This window comes from Mycobacterium sp. SM3041, assembly GCF_039668335.1.
Taxonomy (GTDB): domain Bacteria; phylum Actinomycetota; class Actinomycetes; order Mycobacteriales; family Mycobacteriaceae; genus Mycobacterium.
Map to the genome: position 1 here is coordinate 156,310 of NZ_JAYXBQ010000035.1, position 24,189 is coordinate 180,498.

Genomic DNA, 24,189 nt, shown 5'->3' on the forward strand with positions numbered 1-24,189 from the left:
CTTCGGTCGCCACGGCACGAGATCAACATCGAACTACACGAATATACGAATACCGCGGCACGAACGACACGCTGTAGACGAAAAACACGCGGACTGCACAACTGCCAGGCGTTTCGCGGTAGTTCCACGAGCGTCGCCCTGAACGAGGCGGAACACGAGACACCGCACGTCACGGCCGGGGCTTCTCGCGAGGTTCGAACCGAGGGTGCCGCGAGGCCAACCCTCGCTCGCGCCCAGCTGACGCTTCTTCGTAGTAGCGCAAGCGTGCAGTTTCCGTCGAGCACTCGATTTATCTGTCAGATAATGGAGTCGAGCGCCGGTAAACGGGGACGCGGAATTGGGGACCAATGGTGGATTATGAACAGATCGTCGCCGACATCGTGCGCAGTGTCGGCTCCGCGAACGTAATTCCCATTGGGATCTACGACAACATACGCAACTTCAAGAAAGACCCGTTTGGATCAGCCACCAATCTCGCAGGCATACTCGCGCCGTCACTCAATGTGGCATCTTCAGCAGTTGCTGCACTCGGCGACAAGCCCAACGCGTCGGGTTCCGGAAACACACCCATCCTTGCGGCCGCGCTCGCTGTACTGAAAGACATGCTCCAGCAATGCGGCGCCGGAGTTCCGGATTCAGGTGCTGATTTCAAGTCCGGCGCACAAGCCTTCGCAGCCACAGCTGAGCAAATGGGCGCCGCATCACCGCCGGATAGTTGGACCGGATCCGCATCGACCGCCTATTCAGATGCCAATGAAGTCCAGAAACATAAAGCCGAAGCACTAGCGAAGGCGGACGACACAGTAGCTGCCGCGCTCGGTGCCGAAGCGCTGCATGTAGCCGCCACGCGGAAGAGCATCGAGAGCGCTTCGCACACACTGAACGGCGCGGTGCCAGTCGCAATCCTTCTCGGCGCCCTGCCGCACGGAGACGTCATCTCGTACGGCTTTCAAGTTCAGACCGTGATGTACACGATGCCCTTGCCCATCGCGGACTTTCATCGCCTCACCACCGCAGTGACCCGCTACGCCGCGTCCGTAAAGGCCGCCGCGACTTCGTACGCCCAAGCTGATGCAACAACTGGTACACCGTCGCTCGATCCAGCTCAGCGACTCACTGTCGAGCCGAATGCCCTGCGGCGGCTTTCAGACAGTCAGCACGTTGTCGCCGTCATGTCGAAGCAAGCTGGCGCCCTCACAGCTGACACAGGCCGCAACGTATTCACCACGCACGGGTCTGCTTGCGCGCCGACAAGTGAAGCAGTCATGCAAGCCTGCATCGACCGCGCGAACTCAGCGCAAGCAATCACCATGCGAGCCGATGGGTTGGCCGCCGGTCTCAGTGCAGCGGCGGATTGGTACGACCGCACAGACGCGACCGGAGCGGCAAACCTGGCAGCACAAATGAATCTCGAGTAGGCCGATCCGGCAACGGACGGCACTTAGGTGCAATCGGCTATTTGCGCGAGCCGCCCTGTGACAGGAATCCCAGCAGATCGTGCCGCGTCAGTACGCCGACGGGCTTGCCGTCGTCGACGACCATCACGGCGTCGACCTCGCGCAGTTCCTTGGCCGCCGCGGAGGCCAGCTCGCCGGCACCGATGAGCGGCAGCGGCGGGCTCATGTGCTGCGCCACCGCGTCGGCCAGTTTCGCCCGGCCCTCGAAAACCGCTGAGAGCAGCTCACGTTCGGACACGCTGCCCGCGACCTCGCCGGCCATCACCGGCGGCTCGGCCCCGACGACCGGCATCTGCGAGACGCCGTACTCGCGCAGGATGTTGATGGCGTCGCGCACCGTCTCCGACGGGTGCGTGTGCACCAGGTCCGGCAGCGCGCCGGACTTGCCGCGCAGTACGTCGCCGACGGTGTGTTCCTCCGGCGTGCCGTCCAGGCGGGTGCGCAGGAAGCCGTACGACGACATCCACTCGTCGTTGAAAACCTTTGACAGATAACCTCTTCCGCCGTCGGGCAGCAGCACGACGACGACGGCGTCGGGCCCTTCGCGCTCGGCGACCTTGATCGCCGCGACCGCGGCCATGCCGCACGAGCCGCCGACCAGCAGGGCTTCTTCGCGCGCCAGGCGCCGGGTCATCTCGAACGAATCGGCGTCGGACACGGCGATGATCTCGTCGGGGACGCTGGGGTCGTAGGCCGACGGCCAGAAGTCCTCACCGACGCCTTCGACCAGGTACGGCCGGCCGGTGCCGCCGGAGTACACCGAGCCCTCCGGGTCGACGCCGACGACCTTGACCCGGCCGCCCGAGACCTCCTTGAGGTAGCGGCCGGTGCCGGTGATCGTGCCGCCGGTGCCGACGCCCGCCACGAAATGCGTGATCTTGCCGTCGGTGTCGGCCCAGATCTCCGGGCCGGTGGTCTCGTAGTGGCTGGCCGGGCCGTTCGGGTTGGAGTACTGGTCCGGCTTCCAGGCGCCGTCGATCTCGGTGACCAGTCGGTTGGAAACGCTGTAGTAGCTGTCCGGATGGTCGGGGGCCACGGCCGTCGGGCAGACGACGACGTCGGCGCCATACGCGCGCAACACGTTCTGCTTGTCCTCGCTGACCTTGTCGGGGCAGACGAAGATGCACTTGTAGCCGCGCTGCTGCGCGACGATGGCGAGCCCGACGCCGGTGTTACCGGACGTGGGTTCGACGATGGTCCCGCCCGGCTTGAGCAGACCGGCCTCTTCGGCGGCGTCGATCATCTTGACCGCGATGCGGTCCTTGGCGCTGCCGCCGGGGTTGAGGTACTCGATCTTGGCGGCCACCACCCCCGAACCCGCTGGAACAACCGAGTTCAGTTGGACCAGAGGCGTATTGCCGATGAGCTCACTGATGTGCCGGGCGATGCGCATGGGTACATGTTGTCAGGCCGCCCCCGGGTTGCGCATACCGGATTACCAGGTTGCCTCGCGGATGTACTCGCCGATCTGCTTCAGCGAGCGGTCGGCCTCCTTGACCAGCGGGGCAGCGAGTTGGAACACGTGCATCTGGCCGGGCCAGACGTGCACCTCGACCGGCACGCCGCTGGCGGCCAGCATGTGCGCGGCCTTGCGGGCGTCGTTGAGGAGCACCTCGGAGCCGGACACGTGGATCAGGGTGCGCGGCAGGCCGGGCTCGATGTGGTCGAGCGGCTCGTAGATCTCTTCGGGCTTTCCGTCGACGAGGTGGCGCGAGGCGGCGTGCTCGATGAGTTCGATCAGCGCGTCGAAGGCGTGTGCCGGGAACATCGCGTCGGACTTCATGTTCGGGTGCTGGGCCCGGCTCTCGTTGTCGATCTCGAACAACGGCGACATCGTCGTCACCGCGGCCGGCAGCTCACCCTCCTCCTGGAGCTTCTCGGCCAGTGCCAGCGACAGGTAGCCGCCCGCGGAGTCGCCGGCGAGCACGATCTGGTCCGGCTCGTAGCCCTTCAGGCGCAGCCACCGGTAGGCGTCGTGGCAGTCCTCGAGGGCCTCGCCGATCGAGTGCTTCGGAATCATCCGGTAGTCGACGACCAGGACGGGCGCGTCGGCGTACTTGGACAACGCGCCGACCACGCGGCCGTGGGTGTGCACGCCACAGGTCAGGAATGCCCCGCCGTGCATGTAGAGGATGACGCTGCGACGGCCGTCGGCCGGCAGCACGCCCTTGGCGCGGACCAGGTGCGCCGTACAGTTCGGCAAACCGATCGTGGCGCGGACGGTGCCCGGCTCGGGCCTCATGATCCGGGCGACGAAGTCCACCATTCCCCACGGCCAGGGGGCCTTCGGGGCGTAGCTGCCGATGGTCAGAGTTGACTTGATGGCGAGTGTCGCGGCTACCGACATCAAGCGACCGGCGAGGCTGGGACCGTCCTCGACGATCTCTACCGGTGCGCCGTCACTGACCGGATAGCGGCGTGGTTTCCGCCCCTTAACAGGACTTATAGCAACACTATGGGTTCTGACAACCCTGCTCGGTGCGGTCATCGCCACCACTCCTACGCCTTTGTAGTTCCGGTGCACTTCGTTATTTACGTCACTTAATAGACAACCCGCGTAACTTAGCTTGCCACTGCTACATAGATCAACAATCAAAGTCGCCGAATTGATGCCCCAGTCGATATGACTACGTGACCGGGTCGCCCGCGGTTCATCGACCTGCGAATCTGGGCAACCGACCTAGACTGAACGCCGTGGGCATACGTGCACCGCGCCGGACGACCATCGCTCTGGCGACCGCAGCCACCATCGCCTCGACGGGGTCGTTCTACGTCGGGGTCCGCAACCTCCTGAGCGGCCAGGCAGCCACTGCGCGCCGGGTCATCCCCAAGTCATGGGAAGTCCCGCCACGGGCCGACGGCGTCTACAGCCCCGGGGGCGGACCCGTCGAAAAGTGGCAGCGTGGCGTGCCGTTCGACCTGCACCTGATGATCTTCGGCGACTCCACCGCCACGGGATACGGCTGCCGCAGCGCCGACGAAGTGCCCGGCGTCCTGCTCGCCCGTGGGCTGGCGCAGCAATCCGGTAAGCGAATCCGGTTGTCCACCAAGGCCATCGTGGGCGCGACCTCGAAAGGCCTGTCCGGCCAGATCGACGCCATGTTCGTGGCCGGCCCGCCACCGGACGCGGCGGTCATCATGATCGGCGCCAACGACATCACCGCCGTCAACGGCATCTGGCAGTCGGCGCGCCGGCTGGGCAACGCGGTGCAGCGCCTGTGCGCCAGCGGCGCAGTCGTCATCGTCGGCACGTGTCCCGACTTCGGCGCCATCGCCGCCATCCCGCAGCCGCTGCGCTGGGTGGCCCGCAATCGGGGCCTGCGGCTGGCCCGGGCCCAGGCCGGGCAGGTGCGGTCGAACGGCGGCGTGCCGGTGCCGTTCTCGGACCTGCTGGCGCCCGATTTCCTCAAGGCGCCCGAGGTGCTGTTCTCCCCGGACATGTTCCACCCGTCGGCCGCCGGTTACTCGCTGGCGGCCCAGCAGTTGCTGCCGGCCCTGTGTGAAGCGTTGGGCGAGTGGACAACTGAGTCGCCGCCGGCATCCGCGCTGGTCTCCCGGACCGCGGACGTGACGAGCCTGCTGGCCCGCCTGGCCGGCATCGCGCGCCTGTGGCGGCGCACGACAGGCGTACCCGCGCCGATCGTCGCTCCTGTCACGGGATAAATTCGCCGGGAAGCAATTTTTGGATCCTTAGGAGCCCGTCATGCCCGAAGCCGTCATCGTCTCCACCGCCCGCTCCCCCATCGGCCGTGCCGTCAAGGGCTCGCTGGCCACCATGCGGCCCGACGACCTCGCCGCCCAGATGGTGCGCGCCGCGCTGGACAAGGTGCCCGCGCTCGACCCGCGCGATGTCGCCGACCTGATGATCGGCTGCGGACAGCCCGGTGGTGAGGCCGCCTACAACATCGGTCGCGCCGTGGCCGTCGAGCTCGGCTACGACTTCATGCCGGGCACCACCGTCAACCGCTACTGCTCGTCGTCGCTGCAGACCACCCGCATGGCGTTCCACGCCATCAAGGCCGGCGAGGGCGACGTGTTCATCTCGGCCGGTGTCGAGACCGTGTCCCGCTTCGGCATCGGCGCTGCCGACGGCGCCCCGAACAGCAAGAACTCGCTGTTCGACGAGGCTCAGGCCCGCACCGCCAAGCAGGCCGAAGGCGCCACCGAGTGGCACGACCCGCGCGAAGACGGCGTCCTGCCCGACGTCTACATCGCCATGGGCCAGACCGCCGAGAACGTCGTCCTGCACACCGGCATCAGCCGTGAGGACCAGGACCACTGGGGCGTCCGCTCGCAGAACAAGGCCGAGGAAGCCATCAACGCCGGCTTCTTCGAGCGCGAGATCGTCCCGGTCACGCTGCCCGACGGCACCATCGTCTCCAAGGACGACGGCCCGCGCGCCGGCACCACCTACGAGAAGATCAGCCAGCTGCAGCCGGTGTTCCGCCCGAACGGCACCATCACCGCCGGTAACGCCTGCCCGCTGAACGACGGCGCCGCCGCCCTCGTGATCATGAGCGACGAGAAGGCCAAGGCCCTCGGCCTGACCCCGCTGGCGCGCATCGTCTCGACCGGTGTCTCGGGTCTGTCGCCGGAGATCATGGGCCTGGGCCCGATCGAGGCCGTCAAGCAGGCCCTCGGCCGCGCCAACATGGCCATCGGTGACGTCGACCTCTACGAGATCAACGAGGCCTTCGCCGTGCAGGTGCTGGGCTCGGCCCGCGCCCTGGGCATGGACGAGGACCGCCTGAACGTGTCCGGTGGCGCCATCGCCCTCGGCCACCCGTTCGGTATGACCGGCGCCCGCATCACCGCGACGCTGATCAACAACCTGCAGACCCACGACAAGCAGTTCGGCATCGAGACCATGTGTGTCGGTGGTGGCCAGGGTATGGCCATGATCATCGAGCGGCTTTCGTAAGTCCCTTAAGCAGTCTCTGAAGCGGCGTCCCGCCGCCTCAGCGTTGACCCTGTACTCAGGGCGCATTTGTTCGAGTGACATGCGCCCCAGGTACAGGGTCAACGTGTTTCTGGGGGCATCTGGCGTTGACCCTGAACCCTTGGCCTAACTCGCGCGTCCGGCGTCGCGCGAGGGCAGAAACACTGCAGGATTTCGTCGATAGAGTGCCCGCGCCCAGGCCCGATTCACCCACGCGATGATCTCCGCCCGGCGATGTCCGGCGGCCACTCTGACCACCGTCCACCCGACGCCGGCGATGTACTCGCTGCGCACGATGTCGTAGCCGATCTGGCCCGCATGTTGCTCGCCGTCGTACTCGACAGCGAGCCGCATGTCTTCCCATCCCATGTCGAGGAAGTACTTGGCGCGGCCATCGGGGCCAGTCACCGGGATCTGAGTCTTCGGTCGTGGAAAGCCTTCGGCGATCAGCAATTGTCGAAGCCAGGATTCTTGCGGGGATTGGGCGCCCGGGTCGTAGAGAGCCAGAGCCTGCTCCAATTGGCGCAACCCTCGCGCGTGCCGGTGGCGGCCTGCCACCTCACGCACTGCGTCGACGTTGAATCCGGTGGCGGCACCGAGAGCGTCGAGTCGGGCAACCGCGTCGACGAGCGACCCGCGTCGTCCGAGGTCGAACGCCGTACGGTGCGACGTCGTCACAGGCAATCCGCCGAGCAACTGGCTCTCGTCGTCGAAGAGCAGGTCATCACGGGCGATGACGTTCCTGGGCGGCCTGGTATTGGCGTAGATGAGTTCAATCGGCGCGTCATCAGGCACCCACTTCGCCCTGTGAAGGGCTGCCGCGGCATGCCCGGCAATGGTGGCCTCGCGTCCAGACCACAGCCACGCGGCCTGCGTCCGCTGGTAGAGCGATGGGTCAATTCGCTTGTCCACGTAGATGTTCGGCAGCATCGCCCGGTAGTGGCGGCGCAGCTCGTAGCGGGTGAGCGATCGACTTGCGACAGCCTCGCTGCCGATGAACGGGTCCGATTCGGTGATCATGACGCAACCGTCTGCCGCCCCGCTGACAGAAAGGTCTCGATCGCGCCGACACAGCCGTGGAGTGTGGATCAACTGCGAAGTGTGGATAACTCACGTTGAGCCTGTATCCGCGGCGCATTCGTACGAGTAGCCCGCGCCACTAGTACAGGGCCAATGCGCCGATGGGCGATCAGGACTCTGAGCCTGAATCCATGGCGCAAGAGTGCGAGAAACCCACGCCCTCAGTACAGGATCAACCCACATAGAACCCCACCCCATAGACTTTCCGCCCAATGATCACCATCGGAACCCCACTGTCGCCGAACGCGACCAAGGTCATGCTGCTCGGCTCCGGCGAACTCGGTCGCGAAGTGCTGATCGCGTTGCAGCGCCTGGGCGTCGAGACCATTGCCGTCGACCGCTACGAGAACGCGCCGGGCCAGCAGGTGGCCCACCACGCGCGGACCATCTCGATGACCGACCCCGACCAGCTCAAGGCGCTGATCGCGGCGGAGAAGCCGGACCTCGTGGTGCCGGAGATCGAGGCCATCGCCACGCCGGCGCTGCAGGAACTCGAGGAGGCCGGTGTGGTGCGGGTGATCCCGACCGCGCGGGCCGCCCGCCTCACCATGGACCGCGAGGGCATCCGGCGCCTGGCCGCCGAAGAACTCGGCGTGCCGACGAGCCCCTACAAGTTCTGCGATTCGCTCGAGGAACTCCAAGCCGCCATCGATGGCGGCATCGGGTACCCGTGCGTCGTGAAGCCCGTGATGAGCAGTTCGGGCAAGGGCCAGAGCAAGCTCGACGGCCCGGACGACGTCGCGAAGGCCTGGGAGTACGCCATGGGCGGGGCGCGCGTGACCAACACCCGCATCATCGTCGAGGGCTTCGTCGACTTCGACTACGAGATCACGCTGTTGACGGTCCGGGCACGAGGCGCCGACGGCGAGGTCGAGACCCAGTTCTGCGAACCGATCGGGCACCGTCAGGTCTCCGGCGATTACGTGGAGAGCTGGCAGCCGCACCCGATGTCGGCCGCGGCTCTGGCCAACGCCCAGGACATCGCGCACAAGGTCACCGAAAACCTCGGCGGGCAGGGCGTTTTCGGCGTCGAGTTGTTCGTCAAGGGCGACCAGGTGTGGTTCAGCGAAGTGAGCCCGCGCCCACACGACACCGGCATGACGACGATGATCACGCAGTGGCAGAACGAGTTCGAGCTGCATGCCCGTGCGATCCTCGGGCTGCCGGTGGACACGTCTCTCAAGAGCCCGGGCGCCAGCGCGGTGATCTACGGCGGCGTGGAGGCCGAGGGCATCGTCTTCGACGGCATCGATGAGGCCCTGCAGGTGCCGGGCACCGACATTCGCCTGTTCGGCAAGCCCGAGAGCTTCCGCACCCGCCGGATGGGTGTGGCCCTGGCGCGGGCCGCGGACATCGACACCGCACGCCGCAACGCCGCCGAAGCGGCCGGCCGCGTCAAGCCGCGCGCGGTCTGAGCCGGACACTGCACGACACGAAGAAGGGGCGCCCGCCGAAGCGGACGCCCCTTCTCTGTCAACGGAGCTAGTCGTTGTTGAAGTAACTCAGCAGTCGCAGGATTTCCACGTACAGCCAGACCAGGGTGACGGTCAGGCCGAGCGCGACGCCCCATGCCGCCTTCTCCGGCGCGCCGGCGCGGATCATCTGGTCGGCAGCGTCGAAGTCGAGCAGGAAGCTGAACGCCGCCAGCGCGATGCAGACCAGCGAGAAGATGATCGCGATGGTGCCGCCGCTGCGCAGGCCCATGCCCGCGCCGCCGTTGAACAGGCCGATGATGAAGTTGCCGAGCATGAGCGCCAGAACACCGAACATGCCGGCGACGATCATGCGGGTGAACTTCGGGGTGACGCGGATGGCGCCGGTCTTGTAGACGACGAGCATGCCGAAGAACACACCGAAGGTGCCGAGAATGGCCTGGCCGATCAGGGCACCGGCATTGGCGCCGGAGACCGCGAAGTTGGCCATCACGAACGAGAAGGCACCGAGGAACATGCCCTCGAGCACCGCGTAGGTGAGGACGATGCCCGGGTTGTCCTGCTTACGGCCGAACGTGGCGATGAGGACCATCACCAGGCCGCCGAGGGCACCGATCATGGCGATGGGCCCGGCCAGCGCCAGGTTCGACATGATCACGAAGTACGAAACGACCGCACTGACCGTCAGCACCGCCAGCGTGATGCCGGTCTTGGTGACGACGTCGTCGATGGTCAGCGGGCGCGAGAAACCGGCCTGCTGCTGCGGGTACTGGGTGTATGGCTGGGCCATGGTCTGCTGGGCACCATATGCGGCGGCGCCACTACCGAATTGCGCGTATCCGCCCTGCGATTTGGGCAGGGAACGAAATATCGGGTTGCTGCTCTCGCGCACCGTCTGGGTTCCTCTCGTGAAGCTGTGGTCCGTCTGCTGACGAACACCCACTCAACGTACGGCTTCGGGTGTTGGTTCCCGGCGAGACGGAGAAACTGGGAACTTACTGTGAAACGGTACCTGGTCGGCGCAGCGGTTGCGCGACGATCTAGATTGCTTACCGTGGCGGAAAACGAGGATATCCTAGTAAATGTCGAGAACGGCGTCGGCGTCGTCACGCTGAACCGTCCGAAGGCCATCAATTCGCTCAATCAAGTCATGGTCACGGGCCTGGCCGAGGCGCTCAGGGCGTGGGAGCACGACGACAGCGTGCGCGCGGTCCTGCTGACCGGCGCCGGCGAGCGCGGCCTGTGCGCAGGCGGCGACGTCGTCGCGCTGTATCACTCCGCCAAGGCGCAGGACGACAAGGCCAGGACGTTCTGGCACGACGAATATCTGCTCAACGCGCACATCGGCCGCTACCCCAAGCCGTACGTCTCGCTGATGGACGGCATCGTGATGGGCGGCGGCGTCGGGGTCGGCGCGCACGGCAACACCCGCGTCGTCACCGAGAAGACCAAGCTCGGCATGCCCGAGGTCGGCATCGGCTTCATCCCCGACGTCGGCGGTACCTACCTGCTGTCCCGCGCGCCGGGCCTGATCGGCCTCCATGCCGCGCTCACCGGTGCCCCGTTCTCCGGCGCGGATGCCATCGCTCTGGGCTTCGCCGACCATTTCGTCCCACAGGCCGACCTCCCAGCCTTCCGCGACCTGGTGATCAGCGACGGCCCCGACGCCGCGCTCAAGAAGTACGCCGTCGAGCCGCCCGCCAGCGAGCTTCTGGCACAACAGCATTGGATCGACGAGTGCTACGCGGCCGACACGGTCGCCGAGATCCTGGAGAACCTGCGGAACAGCGACGCCGCGCCCGCCAACGCGGCAGCCGACCTGATCGCCACCCGGTCGCCCATCGCGCTGACAGTCACCCTGGAGGCCGTGCGCCGCGCCGCGAAGCTGCCCACCCTCGAGGACACCCTCGTGCAGGAATTCCGAGTCTCGATGGCATCGCACAAGTCTCACGATTTCGTGGAGGGCATCCGCGCCCAGCTCGTCGACAAGGACCGCAACCCGCAGTGGTCCCCGGCTAGTCTTTCGGACTGCACCGCCGCCGACGTCGACGCCTACTTCGTCTCCGCCGACCCTGATCTCACCTTCTAGGAGAACCGATGACTTTCGAAACCATCCTGGTCACCCGCGACGACCGCGTCGCCACCATCACCCTGAACCGGCCGAAGGCCCTCAACGCCCTCAACAGCCAGGTGATGACCGAAGTCACCACGGCCGCAGCCGAACTCGACGCGGACCCGGGCATCGGCGCCATCATCATCACCGGTAGCGAGAAGGCCTTCGCCGCGGGCGCCGACATCAAGGAGATGGCGAGCCTGACGTTCGCCGACGTGTTCTCGCAGGACTTCTTCGCGCTGTGGAACAAGTTCGCCGCGACCCGCACCCCCACCATCGCCGCCGTCGCCGGCTACGCGCTCGGTGGCGGTTGTGAGCTCGCCATGATGTGCGACCTGCTGATCGCCGCCGACACCGCGAAATTCGGCCAGCCCGAGATCAAGCTGGGCGTGCTCCCTGGCATGGGTGGCAGCCAGCGTCTGACGCGTGCCGTGGGCAAGGCCAAGGCCATGGATCTGATCCTCACCGGCCGCAACATGGACGCCGAGGAAGCCGAACGCTGCGGTCTGGTGTCGCGTGTGGTCCCGGCCGACAAGCTGCTCGAAGAGGCCAACGCCGTCGCCAAAACCATTGCCGGCATGTCGCTTTCGGCGTCGCGGATGGCGAAGGAAGCGGTCAACCGCGCCTTCGAGAGCACCCTCGCCGAGGGCCTGTTGTACGAGCGCCGGCTGTTCCACTCGGCCTTCGCCACCGACGACCAGACCGAGGGCATGGCGGCGTTCACCGAGAAGCGCGCGCCGAACTTCACGCATCGGTAAAGTCGATCGGTGGCCGACACCGCGCAACTGCCTGATCCTGCCGACGACGGCGCCGCTGTCACGGTGGCCGAGCCGTCGGACGAGGAGTCATTCGTCGCGAAACTGGAAGAGCCACCCTCGGATTGGTGGGTTCGCCGCTACACGTTTTTCGGCACCGCGGTCGGCCTGACCTTCATCTGGCTCTCGATGACGCCGTCGCTGTTGCCGCGCGGACCGCTCTTCCAGGGCATCGTCAGCGGGGCTGCCGGCGCGTGCGGCTACGGCCTCGGGGTGCTCAGTGTCTTTCTGGTGCGCTACATGCGCTCAAAGGACAGCAGTCCCAAGGCGCCCCGCTGGGCGTGGCTCGTCCTGATCGGGGTCGGCGTCATCGGCCAGGTGCTCGCGGTCATCTGGTTCCACGTCTGGCAGGACGAGGTCCGCGACATGATGGGCGTGCCCCGGATGAAGTTCTGGGACCACCCGCTGACGGCGGTGTACTCGATCGTCTTCCTGTTCGGCTTCGTCGAAATCGGCCAGCTGATCCGCAAATTGGTGCGTTTCCTGATGCGTCAGCTGGAGCGGGTGGCTCCCCCTCGGGTGTCCGGCGTGGTGGCAGTGCTCCTGGTCATCGCCGTGTTCGTCGAGGTGTTCAACGGTGTGGTCGGCAACTATGCGATGTCGTGGATCAACAACACCTTCGCCTCGGCCAATGACGAGGATGATCCCGACAACCCGCCTCCCACATCGCCATTGCGGTCGGGCGGGCCCGGCTCACTTGCCAGCTGGTCGTCGCTGGGCCGGCAGGGCCGCATCTTCGTCGGCAACGGACCGAGCGTCGAAGAGCTCGAGAAATTCAACGGCCGCAAGGCAATCGAACCGATTCGCGCCTACGCCGGTCTGCACTCCGCGGACGGCATCCGGGCAACGGCCAGGCTCGCCGCGCAGGAACTCAAGCGCACCGGCGGACTCGAGCGCGCGGTCGTCGCCGTCGCCACCACGACGGGCACCGGCTGGATCAACGAGGCCGAAGCCGCGTCGCTGGAGTACATGTACAACGGCAACACCGCGATCGTGTCGATGCAGTATTCGTTCCTGCCCAGCTGGATCTCGTTCCTGGTGGACAAGGACAACGCGCAGGAAGCCGGCCAGGAACTGTTCGAAGAGGTCGACGCCCTCGTGCGGCAGATGCCCGAGGGCAAGCGCCCCAAGCTCGTGGTGTTCGGGGAGAGCCTCGGCTCGTTCGGCGGCGAGGCTCCGTTCCAGTCGCTGAACAACCTGGTGGCCCGCACCGACGGCGCGCTGTTCTCCGGACCGACGTTCAACAACGTCATCTGGACCGAGCTGACCCGCTACCGCGACGCCGGGTCACTGGAGAAACTGCCGATCTACGACCACGGCCTCAACGCCCGGTTCGCTTCTCGCCCTGAGGATTTGGACCGCCCTGCCGACGCCACCTGGGGCCACCCGCGGGTGGTGTATCTGCAGCACGCGTCCGACCCGATCGCCTGGTGGAATCCCGACCTGCTGTTCGCCCGGCCCGACTGGCTGGAAGAACCGCGCGGCCGTGACGTCTCGCCGCGGATGGAGTGGATTCCCGTCGTGACGTTCCTGCAGGTGTCGGCCGACATGGCCGTCGCGGTCGACGTCCCGGACGGGCACGGACACGTCTACGTCAGGGACGTCGCCGATGCGTGGGCCGACGTGCTGCAGCCGCCGGAGTGGACCAAGGAGAAGACGGAGCGGTTGCGCCCGCTGCTACACCCAAGCGCCGGCACGTAGCAGCACCGACGCGGCCGTCCCGCCCAGCAGTCCTTCATCGACCAGCGCCCGGTATCCGCCGATGACGTCGGTGGCGCGGTACAGCCCCAGGTCCTGCAGCGCGGCGGCGGCCAGGCTCGAGGTGTAGCCCTGCGAGCACAGCACCACCCACTCGACGTCGACTCCGGTGGCCTGCGGCAGACGGGCGTCACTGGTCGGGTCGCAGCGCCATTCCAGGACGTTGCGTTCCACGACGAGCGCGCCGGGAAACTCGCCCTCGATGGCGCGCTGCGCGGCCGGCCTGATGTCCACCAGCACGGCGCCCCGGGCCAGCGCGGCGGGGATTTCGGCGGCGGACAGCCGGACCAGCCGCTCGCGCGCCGCGTTCAGCATGGCGTCGACTCGGCTGACCGCGTTCCCCGTCGCTTCACTCGCCGTGGTCATCAGTCCCCCTCGGGCTTGTCAGTGAGTTCGGTGTAGACGCGCCGCAGCTTCTGGCTTTCGGTCACGTCGTAGTACGACATGGCGGTCAGCGGCGGCGAGTAGGCGTGCACACTCAGAGTGGGCGGAGCGGGCGATACTCCTGCGGCATCGTTGCTGCCCGCCCGCACCACGTCGTGGACCCAGCCCAACGGGAACGCGGCCTGGTCACCGGCCTCCAGAGTGCGCTGCCGCAGCCCGCGGCCGTCCCAGCGGGTTTCCTCGAGCGCCCCGGACACCACGGTCAACGCACCGAGCGATCCGCCATGGTCGTGCAGCTCGGTGCTGCGCTCGGGGACCCAGCTGATCAGCCAGAGATCGAGTTCGTCGTCGCCGTACAACCGGCGGAACCAGCGTTCGTGAAGGGGCAGGCCGTCGGCCGGCAGCAGCCGGTCGTAACGGCCGCTCAGGACGTCGTCGGCGCACCGATCAGTGGCGTGCAGCAGGTCGGGCAGCCGCAATCGGGTCGGGGCCAGGGAAGTGGGGCCAGAAACAGAAAACTCTGTCAGGACGGACATGACGGAACTCCAATGCAGAAACGAACGGGTGGGCTTGGCGCCCTCACAAGGCCGGGCTCAAGCCCGACAACATGTCGCGTTCTGCACGTTCTGCACTGCCATGTTCCCCATGGTGTCGGCGCCGCGGCCGCCGGGAAAGGGTTAGCGTCAGGGTGATCCTGAATGCCTACACCTCTAGATTGGCAAGCATGCAGATCAACGTCATCCGGGCAGCGCTGCTCACGACCACCGCACTGACGTTCCTGACAGCCTGCGGGCCGGACAAGCAAGCCGCTCCCGCCCACACTCCCGCCGAGCTGCCCACGCAGTCGCACGAACACCCCGCACCCGCCGGCGGCGCCGTCTCCCCGGGCGGCGTGACAACTGCCGTCGACGCCCCGCCGGCGGCGACCGAGTCCGAGTTCGGCCAGGCGTGCCACGCCGCGAAGGTGTGGATGGACGCTCAGCATGCCGACCCGGCGACGCTCGTCGAGCCGTACCTGAGCCTCATGCAGCGGGCGGAAACACGTGATCCCGGTAACTTCAACACCCCGTGGACCGAGCTCACCGCAGGCCAGCAGGCCGGCGTGATCATGGCCGCGACCAGCGCCTCCAAAGGTGAATGCGGCTGATACCCGCCGTTCACTGAGGATTCGCTGAGTCTGCGGCGTTGCCCTAAAATCGGTCGCACTGCCGTCCGATCGCTCTGACGCATACACGCGGGCCGCGGTGACAGCGAACTTTCCGACCGCCGGATCCGACCGGCGGTCCTCACGTACCCGCGAGGCCCGCCGAGATGACCGCCATGACCGCATCCCCTCGAGGTCGCAGCTGAGCACCTCCGATCTCCAGCGCAGCGATACCGCCCGCCACCGTCTTCCAGCCCGGCACCGCCGGAGCCGGCTGCAAAGCCTGCTCAGCGCCCGGGTGGGCTGGGACACCGTCGGGCGGGTGGCGCTCGCCCTGGTCACCACGGTGGCGGTGGCGACGACCGGCCTGGGCTGGTGGACGGTGCGCGGCGCGCTGCACGGCATCACGGTCAGCGATGCGCTCGGGGCCGACGCGCCCAAGTCCACCGGCGGGGCGATGAACATCCTGCTGATCGGCCTGGACTCGCGGAAAGACCAGCAGGGCAATGACCTGCCGCAGGCGCTGCTCGACAAGCTGCACGCCGGGGATTCGGACAACGGCGGCTACAACACCAACACGCTGATCCTGGCGCACATCTCCGCCGACAACCATGTGGTCGCGTTCTCGATCCCGCGCGACGACTATGTGCGGGTCACCGGCATCCCCGGATACGACCACATCAAGATCAAAGAGGCGTACGGCCTGACCAAGGCCAACGCCATGCAGCACCTCATGGACAAGGGCGTCACCGACCAGGCCGAGCTGGAACGCAAGAGCCGCGAGGCCGGCCGCGCCGCCACCCTGGCCGCGGTCCGCAATCTGACCGGTGCGCCCATCGACTACTTCGCCGAGGTCAACCTCGCCGGTTTCTACGACATCGCCGAGAGCCTCGGTGGCGTCGAAATCTGCCTGAACCACCCCGTGTACGACGACTACTCGGGCGCCGATTTCCCGGCCGGCCGCCAGATGCTCGACGCCTCGCAGGTCGTCGCCTTCGTCCGGCAACGGCACGGCCTGGACAACGGTGACCTCGACCGGACCCACCGCCAGCAGGCGTTCCTGATCTCGGTGATGCACCAGCTGCAGAAGGACGGCTCGTTCAGCGACCTCGGCAAGCTCAATCAGCTGATCGGCGTCGCACAGAAGGACGTCGTGCTGTCGGCGGGCTGGGGCCAGGAACAGTTCAAGCGCATGGGCGAGATCGCCGGCGGCGCAAACGTCCAGTACCGGACATTGCCCGTCGTGCGCTACGACAACATCGACGGCCAGGACGTCAACATCGTCGACCCCATGGCCATCAAGGTCGAGGTCGCCAAGGCCTTCGGCCTCAAGCCCCCGGCCGGCGCACCGACGACCACGCCCACCACATCGACCGAGCCGTCGACGCTGGACAAGGCCGCCGACAGCACCGGTACGACGTCGAAGAACGCCAAGACCGCCGTCATCGACGTCATCAACGGTTCCGACGTGATGGGCCTGGGCCGGCAGATGTCCGAGATCCTGGGCGATCTCGAATACTCCATGGGCCAGACCCGGAGCTCGCAGGACGGCGAGCTCAGTTCGACGGCCGTCGACTTCGGCGCCGGTACCGACGCCGAAGCCAAGCACCTGGCAGAGCTGTTGGGCATCGACGCGGTCCGCGCCGACCCGTCGGTGCCCGCCGGCCGCATCCACGTGACGCTGGGGCCGGGTTATCAGGTGCCCGACACGCTCGACAGCGTCTCCCTGGCCGCGGCCAAGTCGTCCAATTACGACACCACGTTGCCGACCCCGGAAGCCGGGCCGCCGGTGCGTGCCAACGACGGGCTCCCCTGCGTCAACTGACGCGCGCCCGCTTTTCCGTGCCGCCAGTGTGCGCACAGACCGTCGATCCGGCCGGTTCCGCGATCTGCACGCACACTCGCGATGCAGACGCCACCAGCTGCCGGCGCAAATTAATTAGATTAGTTCAACGAATTAAATTCGCCGCCCATCGAAGCGCGAAAAATGAGCCGCGACGCCATTCCCAGAACACAAAGCACATCTAACAAATTTGCCCGCCGACCAGGCAAAACGTCGCGAAAGCAATGAGATCAGCTAACGAATACGACGAATTTCCCAACTACTGGTCAGTAATTGTGCTTTGACTCACACAATGGTGCACACTATGGGGTGTCTCACTCATTGTCGAAGGGATGAGCTCAATGGTTGCTCCTCAGCACGTACCGGTCGCTCGGGCCCACAGTGGCGCGGTCAACGGGCGCCGGGTGCTCTTCATGGGCATCCTCCTGCTGCTCATCGCGGTCGCCGCGGTCAGCGGCATCCTCTTCGCCATGAGCAGCGGACAGCCGCAGGTGGCCCTCATCATCGGGCTCGTCTCGGCGGCGTTCTTCTCGCGCATCCGCTGCTGACGCGGCCTCGTCTCGCCGCCGCCTGATCCGCACGCCAAAATAGGGCCATGCGGGTCGCACTGGTCCTTGGCAGCGGTGGCGCCCGGGGTTACGCACACATCGGCGTCATCGACGCGCTCCGCGAGCGCGGCTTCGATGTCGTCGGCATCTCCGGTTCATCCATGGGCGCACTCGTCGGTGCACTGCAGGCCGCCGACAAACTCGACGAATTCTCCTCCTGGGCCAGTGCTCTCACGCAGAGCGCGGTGCTTCGCCTGCTCGATCCATCCCTCACCGCCGCCGGTGTGCTTCGCGCCGAGAAAATCCTGGCCGCCGTCCGCGAGATCATCGGCCCGCGGACCATCGAGAGCCTGCCGATCCCCTACACCGCCGTCTCGACCGACCTGATCGCCGGAAAATCGGTCTGGCTGCAGCGCGGCCCGATCGATGCGGCCATCCGCGCCTCCATCGCCATCCCCGGCGTCATCGCGCCCTATCTGCTCGACGGCCGGCTCCTGGCCGACGGCGGCATCCTCGACCCCCTGCCGATGGCACCGCTCGCCGCCGTCAACGCCGACCTGACCATCGCGGTCAGCCTCAACGCCAGCGACCCCAATCCCGCCCCGGAATCCCCGCGCCCCACCGCCGAGCTGTTGAACCGCATGCGGCGCAGCACGACGTCACTGATCGACCGGGCCGCGGCGAGCACCCTGCTCGACGGCCCCACCGCACGATCGGTCCTGAGCCGCTTCAGCAACGCGGTCGACGGCATCGACGCCGTCCCCGAGTCCGAGGTCGAGACCGAAGAAGACACGCACGTGCCGCGGCTCGGCGGATTCGAGGTCATGAACCGCACCATCGAAATCTCGCAGGCCGCGTTGATGCGACACACCCTGGCGGCCTATCCGCCCGACCTGTTGATCGAGGTGCCGCGCACGGTGTGCCGCAGCCTCGAGTTCTACCGAGCCTCCGAGGTCATCGAGATCGGGCACGAATTGGCTTGCGCCGCACTCGATTCTCTCGACCACGCCGACTAGGACAGGAACGCGGCGACCTCTGCCGCGACCTTTCTGCCCTGCACCCGGCCGGCCTGCGCCGACGGGATACGACAGGCCGGATCGAGCGGGTCGACGCCGAAGGCGGCGAGGGACTCAGCGTCGGCGAAGATGCCGCAGGCGCGGCCCGCAAAGCTCCTGACGTCCGCGCCGGGGCCCGCCCCGAACGGCGACGGCGAGTCCGACGGCGCCGGAACCAGCACGACGGCGGCGTCACAGTCCTTGACCGCGATCATGTTGACGCTGCTGCCCATGCCGCCGTCCATGTAGCGGCGGCCGCCGATGGTCACCACCGGCCAGGCGGCCGGCACCGCGCAGCTGGCCTCGACGGCGTCGACGAGGGACACCCCCGATTCGCGGGTGAACACCACCAACTCGCCGGTGTCGATGTCGACGCCGGTGATGCGCAGGTCATGGTCGGGCCACTCGTGCGACGGCAACCGGCGTTCGATGACGTTGCGGCGCACGGCCGGACTGACGGTGTCGGCGGCCGCCGCCGCCTTGCCCAGGCGCTGCAACTGCTCGGCCCGGCTGCCGTGGTCCGCCGACATCGCGTCGATGAACGTGGTCAGGACGGCCTCGATGTCGATGCCCGGGCTGATCTCTGCCGATTCGGCGGCCACCTGGCGCTCGAACAACTCTCCGATGCTCAGGGCGCTGCCCAGCTGTGCACCGACCGCCGACCCCGCCGACGTGCCCAACACCACATCGGAATTCCGCACCGCCGCGGCGACCTCCGGGGCCTCGTCGGCGATGCCCTGCAGGATGCCGGTCTCCCACGCGATGCCGGCGATGCCGCCACCAGCCAGAACGAGTGCACGCTTAGTCATTAGTTCATCTAACCGGATTCGGCGTGCGCCGTGGGACCGTCATCCCACCAGGAGGTCAGAAAGATGCTCCAGCGACCGGCCGGCGTAGCCCTTCCACAGCTTGCCGAACACCGGCAGCAGCGGAGCGGTCAGCGAGCTGCGCGGGTGCAGGGTCCACCGCCAGGTGATCTTGGTGCGGGGGCTCTGCCCAGCGGAGACATCCTGGAACAGCCACATCCCTTGCACGCCACCCACCAGCGGCGCCAGTGGTCCGTTGATGTCGGACAGCGTGTAGCCGAACGAGTGCGGCTCGTCGTACGAGGTCAGGGTCTCGGCCATGCTGCCGCCACCGGTCAGCAGGATGGTGCGGGTCTGCCCCACCGCATCCCAGATGCCGGTCTGGTTCCGCACGGCCTTGATCGGCGGGATCGGTCCGTACCAGCGACAGAACAGCTCATTGAGCGGGATCGGTGCGGTGCCGCTGAACGCGTCGGCCACCGCGACGGGGACTATTCGTGATTGCTCGACCACCAATGCCTGCGCCATGATGGCGATCGTAACCATCGATGCTGACCACTGGAGTGCCATGACCTCGACGATGCGGGCCCAACGGTTCTACGCCGACACCAAAAAGGTTGTGGTGGAAGATGTTCCGATTCCGGAGCCGGGCCCGGGCGAGGTACTGGTCAAGGTCGCCTACTGCGGCATCTGCCACTCCGACCTCAGCCTGATCAACGGCACGTTCCCGTCGCAGCTCCCCGTCGTGACGCAGGGCCACGAAACGTCGGGCACCATCGCCAAGCTGGGGCCGGGCGTCACCGGCTGGGCCGAGGGCGACCGCGTCGTCGTCGCCGCCGGCAAGCCGTGCATGGACTGCGTTAACTGTCGTCGCGGCGACATGTCGAACTGTCTGCGAATCCGGCTCATGGCGTTCGCGTACGACGGGGGCTGGGCCGAATACACCGTCGCGCAGGCGTTCGGGCTGACGCGCGTCCCCGACAACGTGCCGCTGGAGCAGGCCGCGATCCTCGCCGACGCGGTGTCGACGCCGTTCGGCGCCGTCGTGCGGACCGGCCAGGTGGGTATCGGCGAGTCCGTCGGCGTATGGGGCATGGGTGGGCTCGGCACGCACATCGTGCAGTTGGCCCGATTGGTCGGGGCGGCGCCGATCGTCGCGGTCGACGTCAACCCGGCAGTGCTGGAGCGCGCGCTGGAGGTCGGCGCGGACTACGCCTTCGACGCCCGCGACCCGGAGTTGTTGGCCCAGATCGGTGCAGCCACCGGCGGCCGGATGCTCGACGTCGCGTTCGACGCGGTCGGCAAGGGGTCGACGTTCGATCAGGCGCTGGCGGCGCTGACCGTGGGCGGACGGTTCGTCGGCGTCGGGATGAGCGCCGATGCCCCGTCGATCGGCCCGACGTCGTTCTTCAACCTGACCAAGAAGCAGGTGCGCGGGCACCTGGGCTACCAGAACGCCGACATCGGCACGCTGGCCACGCTGGTGTCCCGCGGCCGTCTGGACCTCACCCGTTCGATCAGCGAGATCGTCCCGCTCGAGGACGTCGCCGAAGGCATCGCGAAACTCGATCGGGCCGAAGGCAATCCGATCCGGATACTCGTGCAACCCTAATTACCGCGAGCGGCCGTGTTTGTACGCCGACACGCTGCCGCAGGCGTGCAAAAACGTCGCGCTCACCTCAGCCGAGGTGCCGCTTTCGCACTGAAGAGCGGCAGGTCCAGATAGGTGGCGATGCCCGGTTCCGCGGCACACACCGCCGGCACGGAGTTGACGCAGTGGGCGGCGGTGCCGACGACGCCGGGTTCGGGGCCGTCCTCTCCGACCAGTCCCTGAAAGCCCTTGATCGACACGGTGAAGTCCGGATTTCCCTTGACCTCCATCTCATAGCGTTGACCTTCGGGGCCGAAATCCCATGCCGGGTCGAGGTTTTCCTCACCCATGAACCAGTTGACGGTGACGCGCACGACAACCTCGTCGCCGACGACCGCCTCCCAGTGGAACTTGCGGGCGGCCACCTGGCCGGGCTGGATGGGCCCCAGCGGTGAGTCGATCGGCGCGGTCGCCACCGCAACCTCTTGGCGCGCAACGATCTTCGGATCGGCATTGAAGCCGAACTCGTCGACGCACATCCGCACGGCCTGGATGAAGCCACTGTCGAGCAGCTTCTGCATCGGACCGGTCAGCGCCTTGTCCGGGGTCTCACCGAACCCCATGACGTGCCGCAGCACGTCGGGCGCCTCATAGGTGCGCAGATCCGAAAATTCCTCGGCCCGAACGAAAGTCACGCCAGTGGACATCACCGAGAACAGCAGCGGGAACTTCTCACTGATGCCGCCGGGTGCGATGCCGGTGCCGTGCAGCGTGGCCCCACCTGCCAGCGCGGCTTCCCGCATCGGCGCGCCCTGCTTCTCGCTCGGATACACCCACCCGACGGGCGTCACCACGTTCTTGCCGGACCGCAGCAGGGCCGCCACCTCGTCGGGGTTGGCCATCAGCGGGGCGTAGATGACGGCGTCGGCCTCGAGCGCCAGGATGTCGTCGATGTTGTTGGTCGCAGTGACACCCAGCGGCTCGGCGCCGATGATCTCGCCAACATCCTTGCCGTTCTTGGCTTCCGAATGCACCCAACAACCGACCAGTTCCAGGTCCGGGTGTTCCAGCACGCCCTTGATCGCGGCGACGCCGACTCCGCCGGTTGCCCACTGCACGACCCGCAACGCCATGAAACCTCCCGAGCACCGCCCGAACTAGAACACGTTCTAGGTTGTATACCACCGGCCCGGCGCCGGAGACCAGACCTTTGGGGTCTTGACTAAAACCGCCGGGCGTGACTGAACTACAGGTAGTAACGAAAGGAAACCCATGGCCAAGAATCGCGTGTTCGTCGTCGGTGTCGGCATGACCAAATTCGAGAAGCCCGGCAGCCGCGAGGGCTGGGACTACCCGCAGATGGCCAACGAGTCCGGCAACAAGGCCCTGGCCGACGCCGGCATCTCGTATGACCAGGTGGAGCAGGGTTACGTCGGCTACTGCTCCGGCGACTCGACCTCGGGCCAGCGCGCCCTGTACGAGCTGGGCATGACAGGCATCCCGATCGTCAACGTCAACAACAACTGTTCGACGGGTTCGACGGCGCTTTACCTTGCCGCACAGGCGATCCGCGGCGGCCTCGCCGACTGCACCATCGCGCTGGGCTTCGAGAAGATGCAGCCGGGTTCGCTTCAGGCAGGTGCGCAGGACCGCGAATCGCCGCTGGGGCGGCACGTCAAGGCCCTGGCCGAGATCGACGAGTTCGCCTTCCCCGTGGCGCCGTGGATGTTCGGCGCGGCCGGCCGTGAGCACATGAAGAAATATGGAAGCACTGCAGAACATTTTGCAAAAATCGGCTACAAGAACCACAAGCATTCGGTCAACAACCCGTATGCGCAGTTCCAGGACGAGTACACGCTCGACGACATCCTGGCCGCCAAGATGATCTCCGACCCGCTGACCAAGCTGCAGTGCTCGCCCACCTCCGACGGGTCGGGCGCGGCGATTCTCGCCAGCGAGGCGTTCGTCGACAAGCACGGGCTGGCGTCGCAGGCCGTCGAGATCGTCGGCCAGGCCATGACCACCGACTTCGCCTCGACGTTCGACGGCAGCGCCGCCAACATCATCGGCTACGACATGAATGTCCAAGCCGCCCAGAAGGTTTACGACCAGGCGGGCCTGGGCCCCGAGGACTTCCAGGTCATCGAGCTGCACGACTGCTTCTCCGCCAACGAGCTGCTGTTGTACGAAGCCCTGGGCCTCTGCGGCGAGGGTGAGGCGCCGCGCCTGATCGACAACAACGACACCACGTACGGCGGCCGCTGGGTGGTCAACCCGTCGGGCGGCCTGATCTCCAAGGGTCACCCGCTGGGTGCGACGGGCCTGGCCCAGTGCTCCGAGCTGACGTGGCAGCTGCGCGGCACCGCCGACAAGCGTCAGGTCGACGGTGTCACCGCGGCCTTGCAGCACAACATCGGCCTCGGCGGCGCCGCCGTCGTGACGGCCTACCAGCGCGCCGAGCGCTAGTCACCTCCCCCGCGAGCTGGGGGTACCCCTTCTGCCGAGCCGGGGGTACCTCCAACTTGCGAGCAGACGTAAAACTGTCGTTTTCGCTTCGAAAACGACAGTTTTACGTCTGCTCGCCGAACCAGCTAGCCGTCGAACATGGCGTCGACGAGGCGGCGCAGTACCTGACGGGTCTCACGACGCGTCTTCTTCGGGTCGTCCGCGGTGGCGATGAGCATGGCCGCCTCGTCGAGGGCACCGATCAGCACATGCGCCAGCGCCCGCACCGGCTGACGGGCCAGCTGGCCGGCTTTCATGGCCTCACTGAGCAACTGCTCCGTCATGCCCAGGCTGTAGCGCTGGGCGACGTCACGGAAGCCCGCCCAACCCAGGACACTCGGGGCGTCGAGCAACACCAGCTGGCGCACCTCCGGGTCGCCGGAGACTTCCAGCCAGGCATCGACCGCGGCGCGAACGGCATCGGCCGGTGACGTCGCCCCCGATGCCGCCACCATCGCCCCCATCCGGGCCATCACGTCCTGTTCCACCACCTCCACCACAGCGAGGAAAAGCGCTGCCTTGTCGGCGAATTGGTGATACATCGCGCCCCGGGTCACGCCCGCGGTCGTCGCGATCTCCGGCGTGCCCACCTCGGCATAACCACGCTCGCCCCACAGTCGCCGCGCGGCAACGATCAACGCTTCGCGGGTAGCCGCGGAGCGCTCCTCCTGAGTACGCCTCTTGTTTTCCATACACCCTGTTGGTAAGTTGCGGACAG

At 66.9% G+C, this 24,189-nt stretch carries 23 protein-coding genes; 13 read left to right on the plus strand and 10 right to left on the minus strand.

Translation table 11 applies throughout. The features are described from left to right. The first annotated feature begins 350 nt into the window (after positions 1 to 350). On the plus strand, positions 351 to 1,418 hold the full coding sequence (locus tag VXD91_RS08985) for an EspA/EspE family type VII secretion system effector (protein ID WP_167837875.1): 1,068 nt from the start codon (positions 351 to 353) through the stop codon (positions 1,416 to 1,418). Positions 1,419 to 1,455: 37 nt separating this feature from the next. Here the strand turns inward: VXD91_RS08985 and VXD91_RS08990 are convergent, their stop codons facing one another. Further along, positions 1,456 to 2,850 carry a cystathionine beta-synthase gene (locus tag VXD91_RS08990; protein ID WP_135355218.1) on the minus strand — a complete coding sequence of 465 codons (1,395 nt, stop codon included), beginning with the start codon at positions 2,848 to 2,850 and terminating at the stop codon, positions 1,456 to 1,458. A gap of 42 nt (positions 2,851 to 2,892) precedes the next feature. Next, positions 2,893 to 3,945, minus strand: coding sequence for an alpha/beta hydrolase (locus tag VXD91_RS08995; protein WP_135355219.1), 1,053 nt, complete (start codon positions 3,943 to 3,945; stop codon positions 2,893 to 2,895). Positions 3,946 to 4,151: 206 nt separating this feature from the next. Here VXD91_RS08995 and VXD91_RS09000 point away from each other — a divergent pair, with 206 nt between their 5' ends. Continuing rightward, complete coding sequence (locus VXD91_RS09000) at positions 4,152 to 5,120, plus strand: SGNH/GDSL hydrolase family protein (protein ID WP_135355220.1); 969 nt, start codon at positions 4,152 to 4,154, stop codon at positions 5,118 to 5,120. Between the two features lie 40 nt (positions 5,121 to 5,160). Then, the gene (locus tag VXD91_RS09005) at positions 5,161 to 6,378 is read left to right on the plus strand and encodes an acetyl-CoA C-acetyltransferase (protein WP_135355221.1); all 1,218 of its coding nucleotides are present in this window, start codon (positions 5,161 to 5,163) and stop codon (positions 6,376 to 6,378) included. A 144-nt stretch (positions 6,379 to 6,522) separates the two neighbouring features. Here VXD91_RS09005 and VXD91_RS09010 read toward each other — a convergent pair whose 3' ends face one another. Continuing rightward, positions 6,523 to 7,416 carry a DUF559 domain-containing protein gene (locus VXD91_RS09010; protein ID WP_135355222.1) on the minus strand — a complete coding sequence of 298 codons (894 nt, stop codon included), beginning with the start codon at positions 7,414 to 7,416 and terminating at the stop codon, positions 6,523 to 6,525. A 272-nt stretch (positions 7,417 to 7,688) separates the two neighbouring features. Between VXD91_RS09010 and purT the strand changes: the two genes are divergently transcribed. Continuing rightward, entirely contained in the window at positions 7,689 to 8,891 is a 1,203-nt protein-coding gene (gene purT, locus VXD91_RS09015; RefSeq protein WP_135355223.1) for a formate-dependent phosphoribosylglycinamide formyltransferase, read from the plus strand. 67 nt (positions 8,892 to 8,958) lie between these two features. Here the strand turns inward: purT and VXD91_RS09020 are convergent, their stop codons facing one another. Continuing rightward, positions 8,959 to 9,801 (minus strand): Bax inhibitor-1/YccA family protein, encoded by an 843-nt coding sequence (locus VXD91_RS09020; protein ID WP_135355224.1) that lies wholly within the window; start codon positions 9,799 to 9,801, stop codon positions 8,959 to 8,961. Positions 9,802 to 9,963: 162 nt separating this feature from the next. On the opposite strand from VXD91_RS09020, the gene VXD91_RS09025 reads away from it, so the two are divergent. From VXD91_RS09025 to VXD91_RS09035, 3 genes are all read left to right on the plus strand, one after another. Further along, positions 9,964 to 10,998, plus strand: a complete 1,035-nt coding sequence (locus tag VXD91_RS09025) for an enoyl-CoA hydratase/isomerase family protein (protein WP_135355225.1) — start codon at positions 9,964 to 9,966, stop codon at positions 10,996 to 10,998. Positions 10,999 to 11,006: 8 nt separating this feature from the next. Beyond that, a complete protein-coding gene (locus tag VXD91_RS09030; RefSeq protein ID WP_135355226.1) occupies positions 11,007 to 11,780 on the plus strand; it encodes an enoyl-CoA hydratase in 774 nt (257 codons plus the stop codon). A 63-nt stretch (positions 11,781 to 11,843) separates the two neighbouring features. Continuing rightward, the gene (locus VXD91_RS09035; protein ID WP_237162756.1) at positions 11,844 to 13,538 is read left to right on the plus strand and encodes an alpha/beta-hydrolase family protein; all 1,695 of its coding nucleotides are present in this window, start codon (positions 11,844 to 11,846) and stop codon (positions 13,536 to 13,538) included. Here VXD91_RS09035 and VXD91_RS09040 read toward each other — a convergent pair. Together VXD91_RS09040 and VXD91_RS09045 are read right to left on the minus strand one after the other, a co-directional pair. Beyond that, positions 13,515 to 13,961, minus strand: a complete 447-nt coding sequence (locus tag VXD91_RS09040) for a rhodanese-like domain-containing protein (RefSeq protein WP_133425503.1) — start codon at positions 13,959 to 13,961, stop codon at positions 13,515 to 13,517. The genes VXD91_RS09035 and VXD91_RS09040 overlap by 24 nt on opposite strands. Beyond that, entirely contained in the window at positions 13,961 to 14,515 is a 555-nt protein-coding gene (locus VXD91_RS09045; protein ID WP_133425502.1) for a cysteine dioxygenase family protein, read from the minus strand. Before VXD91_RS09045 ends, VXD91_RS09040 begins: the two co-directional genes overlap by 1 nt. Before the next feature lie 188 nt (positions 14,516 to 14,703). On the opposite strand from VXD91_RS09045, the gene lpqV reads away from it, so the two are divergent. From lpqV to VXD91_RS09065, 4 genes are all read left to right on the plus strand, one after another. Then, a complete protein-coding gene (lpqV, locus tag VXD91_RS09050; RefSeq protein ID WP_133425501.1) occupies positions 14,704 to 15,126 on the plus strand; it encodes a lipoprotein LpqV in 423 nt (140 codons plus the stop codon). A 295-nt stretch (positions 15,127 to 15,421) separates the two neighbouring features. Continuing rightward, positions 15,422 to 16,948, plus strand: a complete 1,527-nt coding sequence (locus tag VXD91_RS09055) for an LCP family protein (RefSeq protein ID WP_346415232.1) — start codon at positions 15,422 to 15,424, stop codon at positions 16,946 to 16,948. 359 nt (positions 16,949 to 17,307) lie between these two features. Continuing rightward, a complete protein-coding gene (locus VXD91_RS09060) occupies positions 17,308 to 17,514 on the plus strand; it encodes a hypothetical protein (protein WP_237162747.1) in 207 nt (68 codons plus the stop codon). A 47-nt stretch (positions 17,515 to 17,561) separates the two neighbouring features. Beyond that, positions 17,562 to 18,530, plus strand: a complete 969-nt coding sequence (locus VXD91_RS09065; protein WP_133425499.1) for a patatin-like phospholipase family protein — start codon at positions 17,562 to 17,564, stop codon at positions 18,528 to 18,530. On the opposite strand, the gene VXD91_RS09070 is transcribed toward VXD91_RS09065, so the two are convergent. Next, complete coding sequence (locus VXD91_RS09070; RefSeq protein WP_346415211.1) at positions 18,527 to 19,378, minus strand: patatin-like phospholipase family protein; 852 nt, start codon at positions 19,376 to 19,378, stop codon at positions 18,527 to 18,529. The genes VXD91_RS09065 and VXD91_RS09070 overlap by 4 nt on opposite strands. Before the next feature lie 39 nt (positions 19,379 to 19,417). Beyond that, complete coding sequence (locus VXD91_RS09075; protein WP_133425497.1) at positions 19,418 to 19,903, minus strand: SRPBCC family protein; 486 nt, start codon at positions 19,901 to 19,903, stop codon at positions 19,418 to 19,420. A 40-nt stretch (positions 19,904 to 19,943) separates the two neighbouring features. Between VXD91_RS09075 and VXD91_RS09080 the strand changes: the two genes are divergently transcribed. Beyond that, positions 19,944 to 20,987 carry a zinc-binding dehydrogenase gene (locus tag VXD91_RS09080; RefSeq protein WP_346415233.1) on the plus strand — a complete coding sequence of 348 codons (1,044 nt, stop codon included), beginning with the start codon at positions 19,944 to 19,946 and terminating at the stop codon, positions 20,985 to 20,987. Positions 20,988 to 21,049: 62 nt separating this feature from the next. On the opposite strand, the gene VXD91_RS09085 is transcribed toward VXD91_RS09080, so the two are convergent. Further along, positions 21,050 to 22,099, minus strand: coding sequence for a dihydrodipicolinate reductase (locus tag VXD91_RS09085; protein WP_133425496.1), 1,050 nt, complete (start codon positions 22,097 to 22,099; stop codon positions 21,050 to 21,052). Positions 22,100 to 22,238: 139 nt separating this feature from the next. On the opposite strand from VXD91_RS09085, the gene VXD91_RS09090 reads away from it, so the two are divergent. After that, entirely contained in the window at positions 22,239 to 23,432 is a 1,194-nt protein-coding gene (locus tag VXD91_RS09090) for a lipid-transfer protein (RefSeq protein WP_212812779.1), read from the plus strand. A gap of 125 nt (positions 23,433 to 23,557) precedes the next feature. Here VXD91_RS09090 and VXD91_RS09095 read toward each other — a convergent pair whose 3' ends face one another. Continuing rightward, complete coding sequence (locus VXD91_RS09095; protein ID WP_133425493.1) at positions 23,558 to 24,163, minus strand: TetR/AcrR family transcriptional regulator; 606 nt, start codon at positions 24,161 to 24,163, stop codon at positions 23,558 to 23,560. Positions 24,164 to 24,189 lie beyond the last annotated feature (26 nt).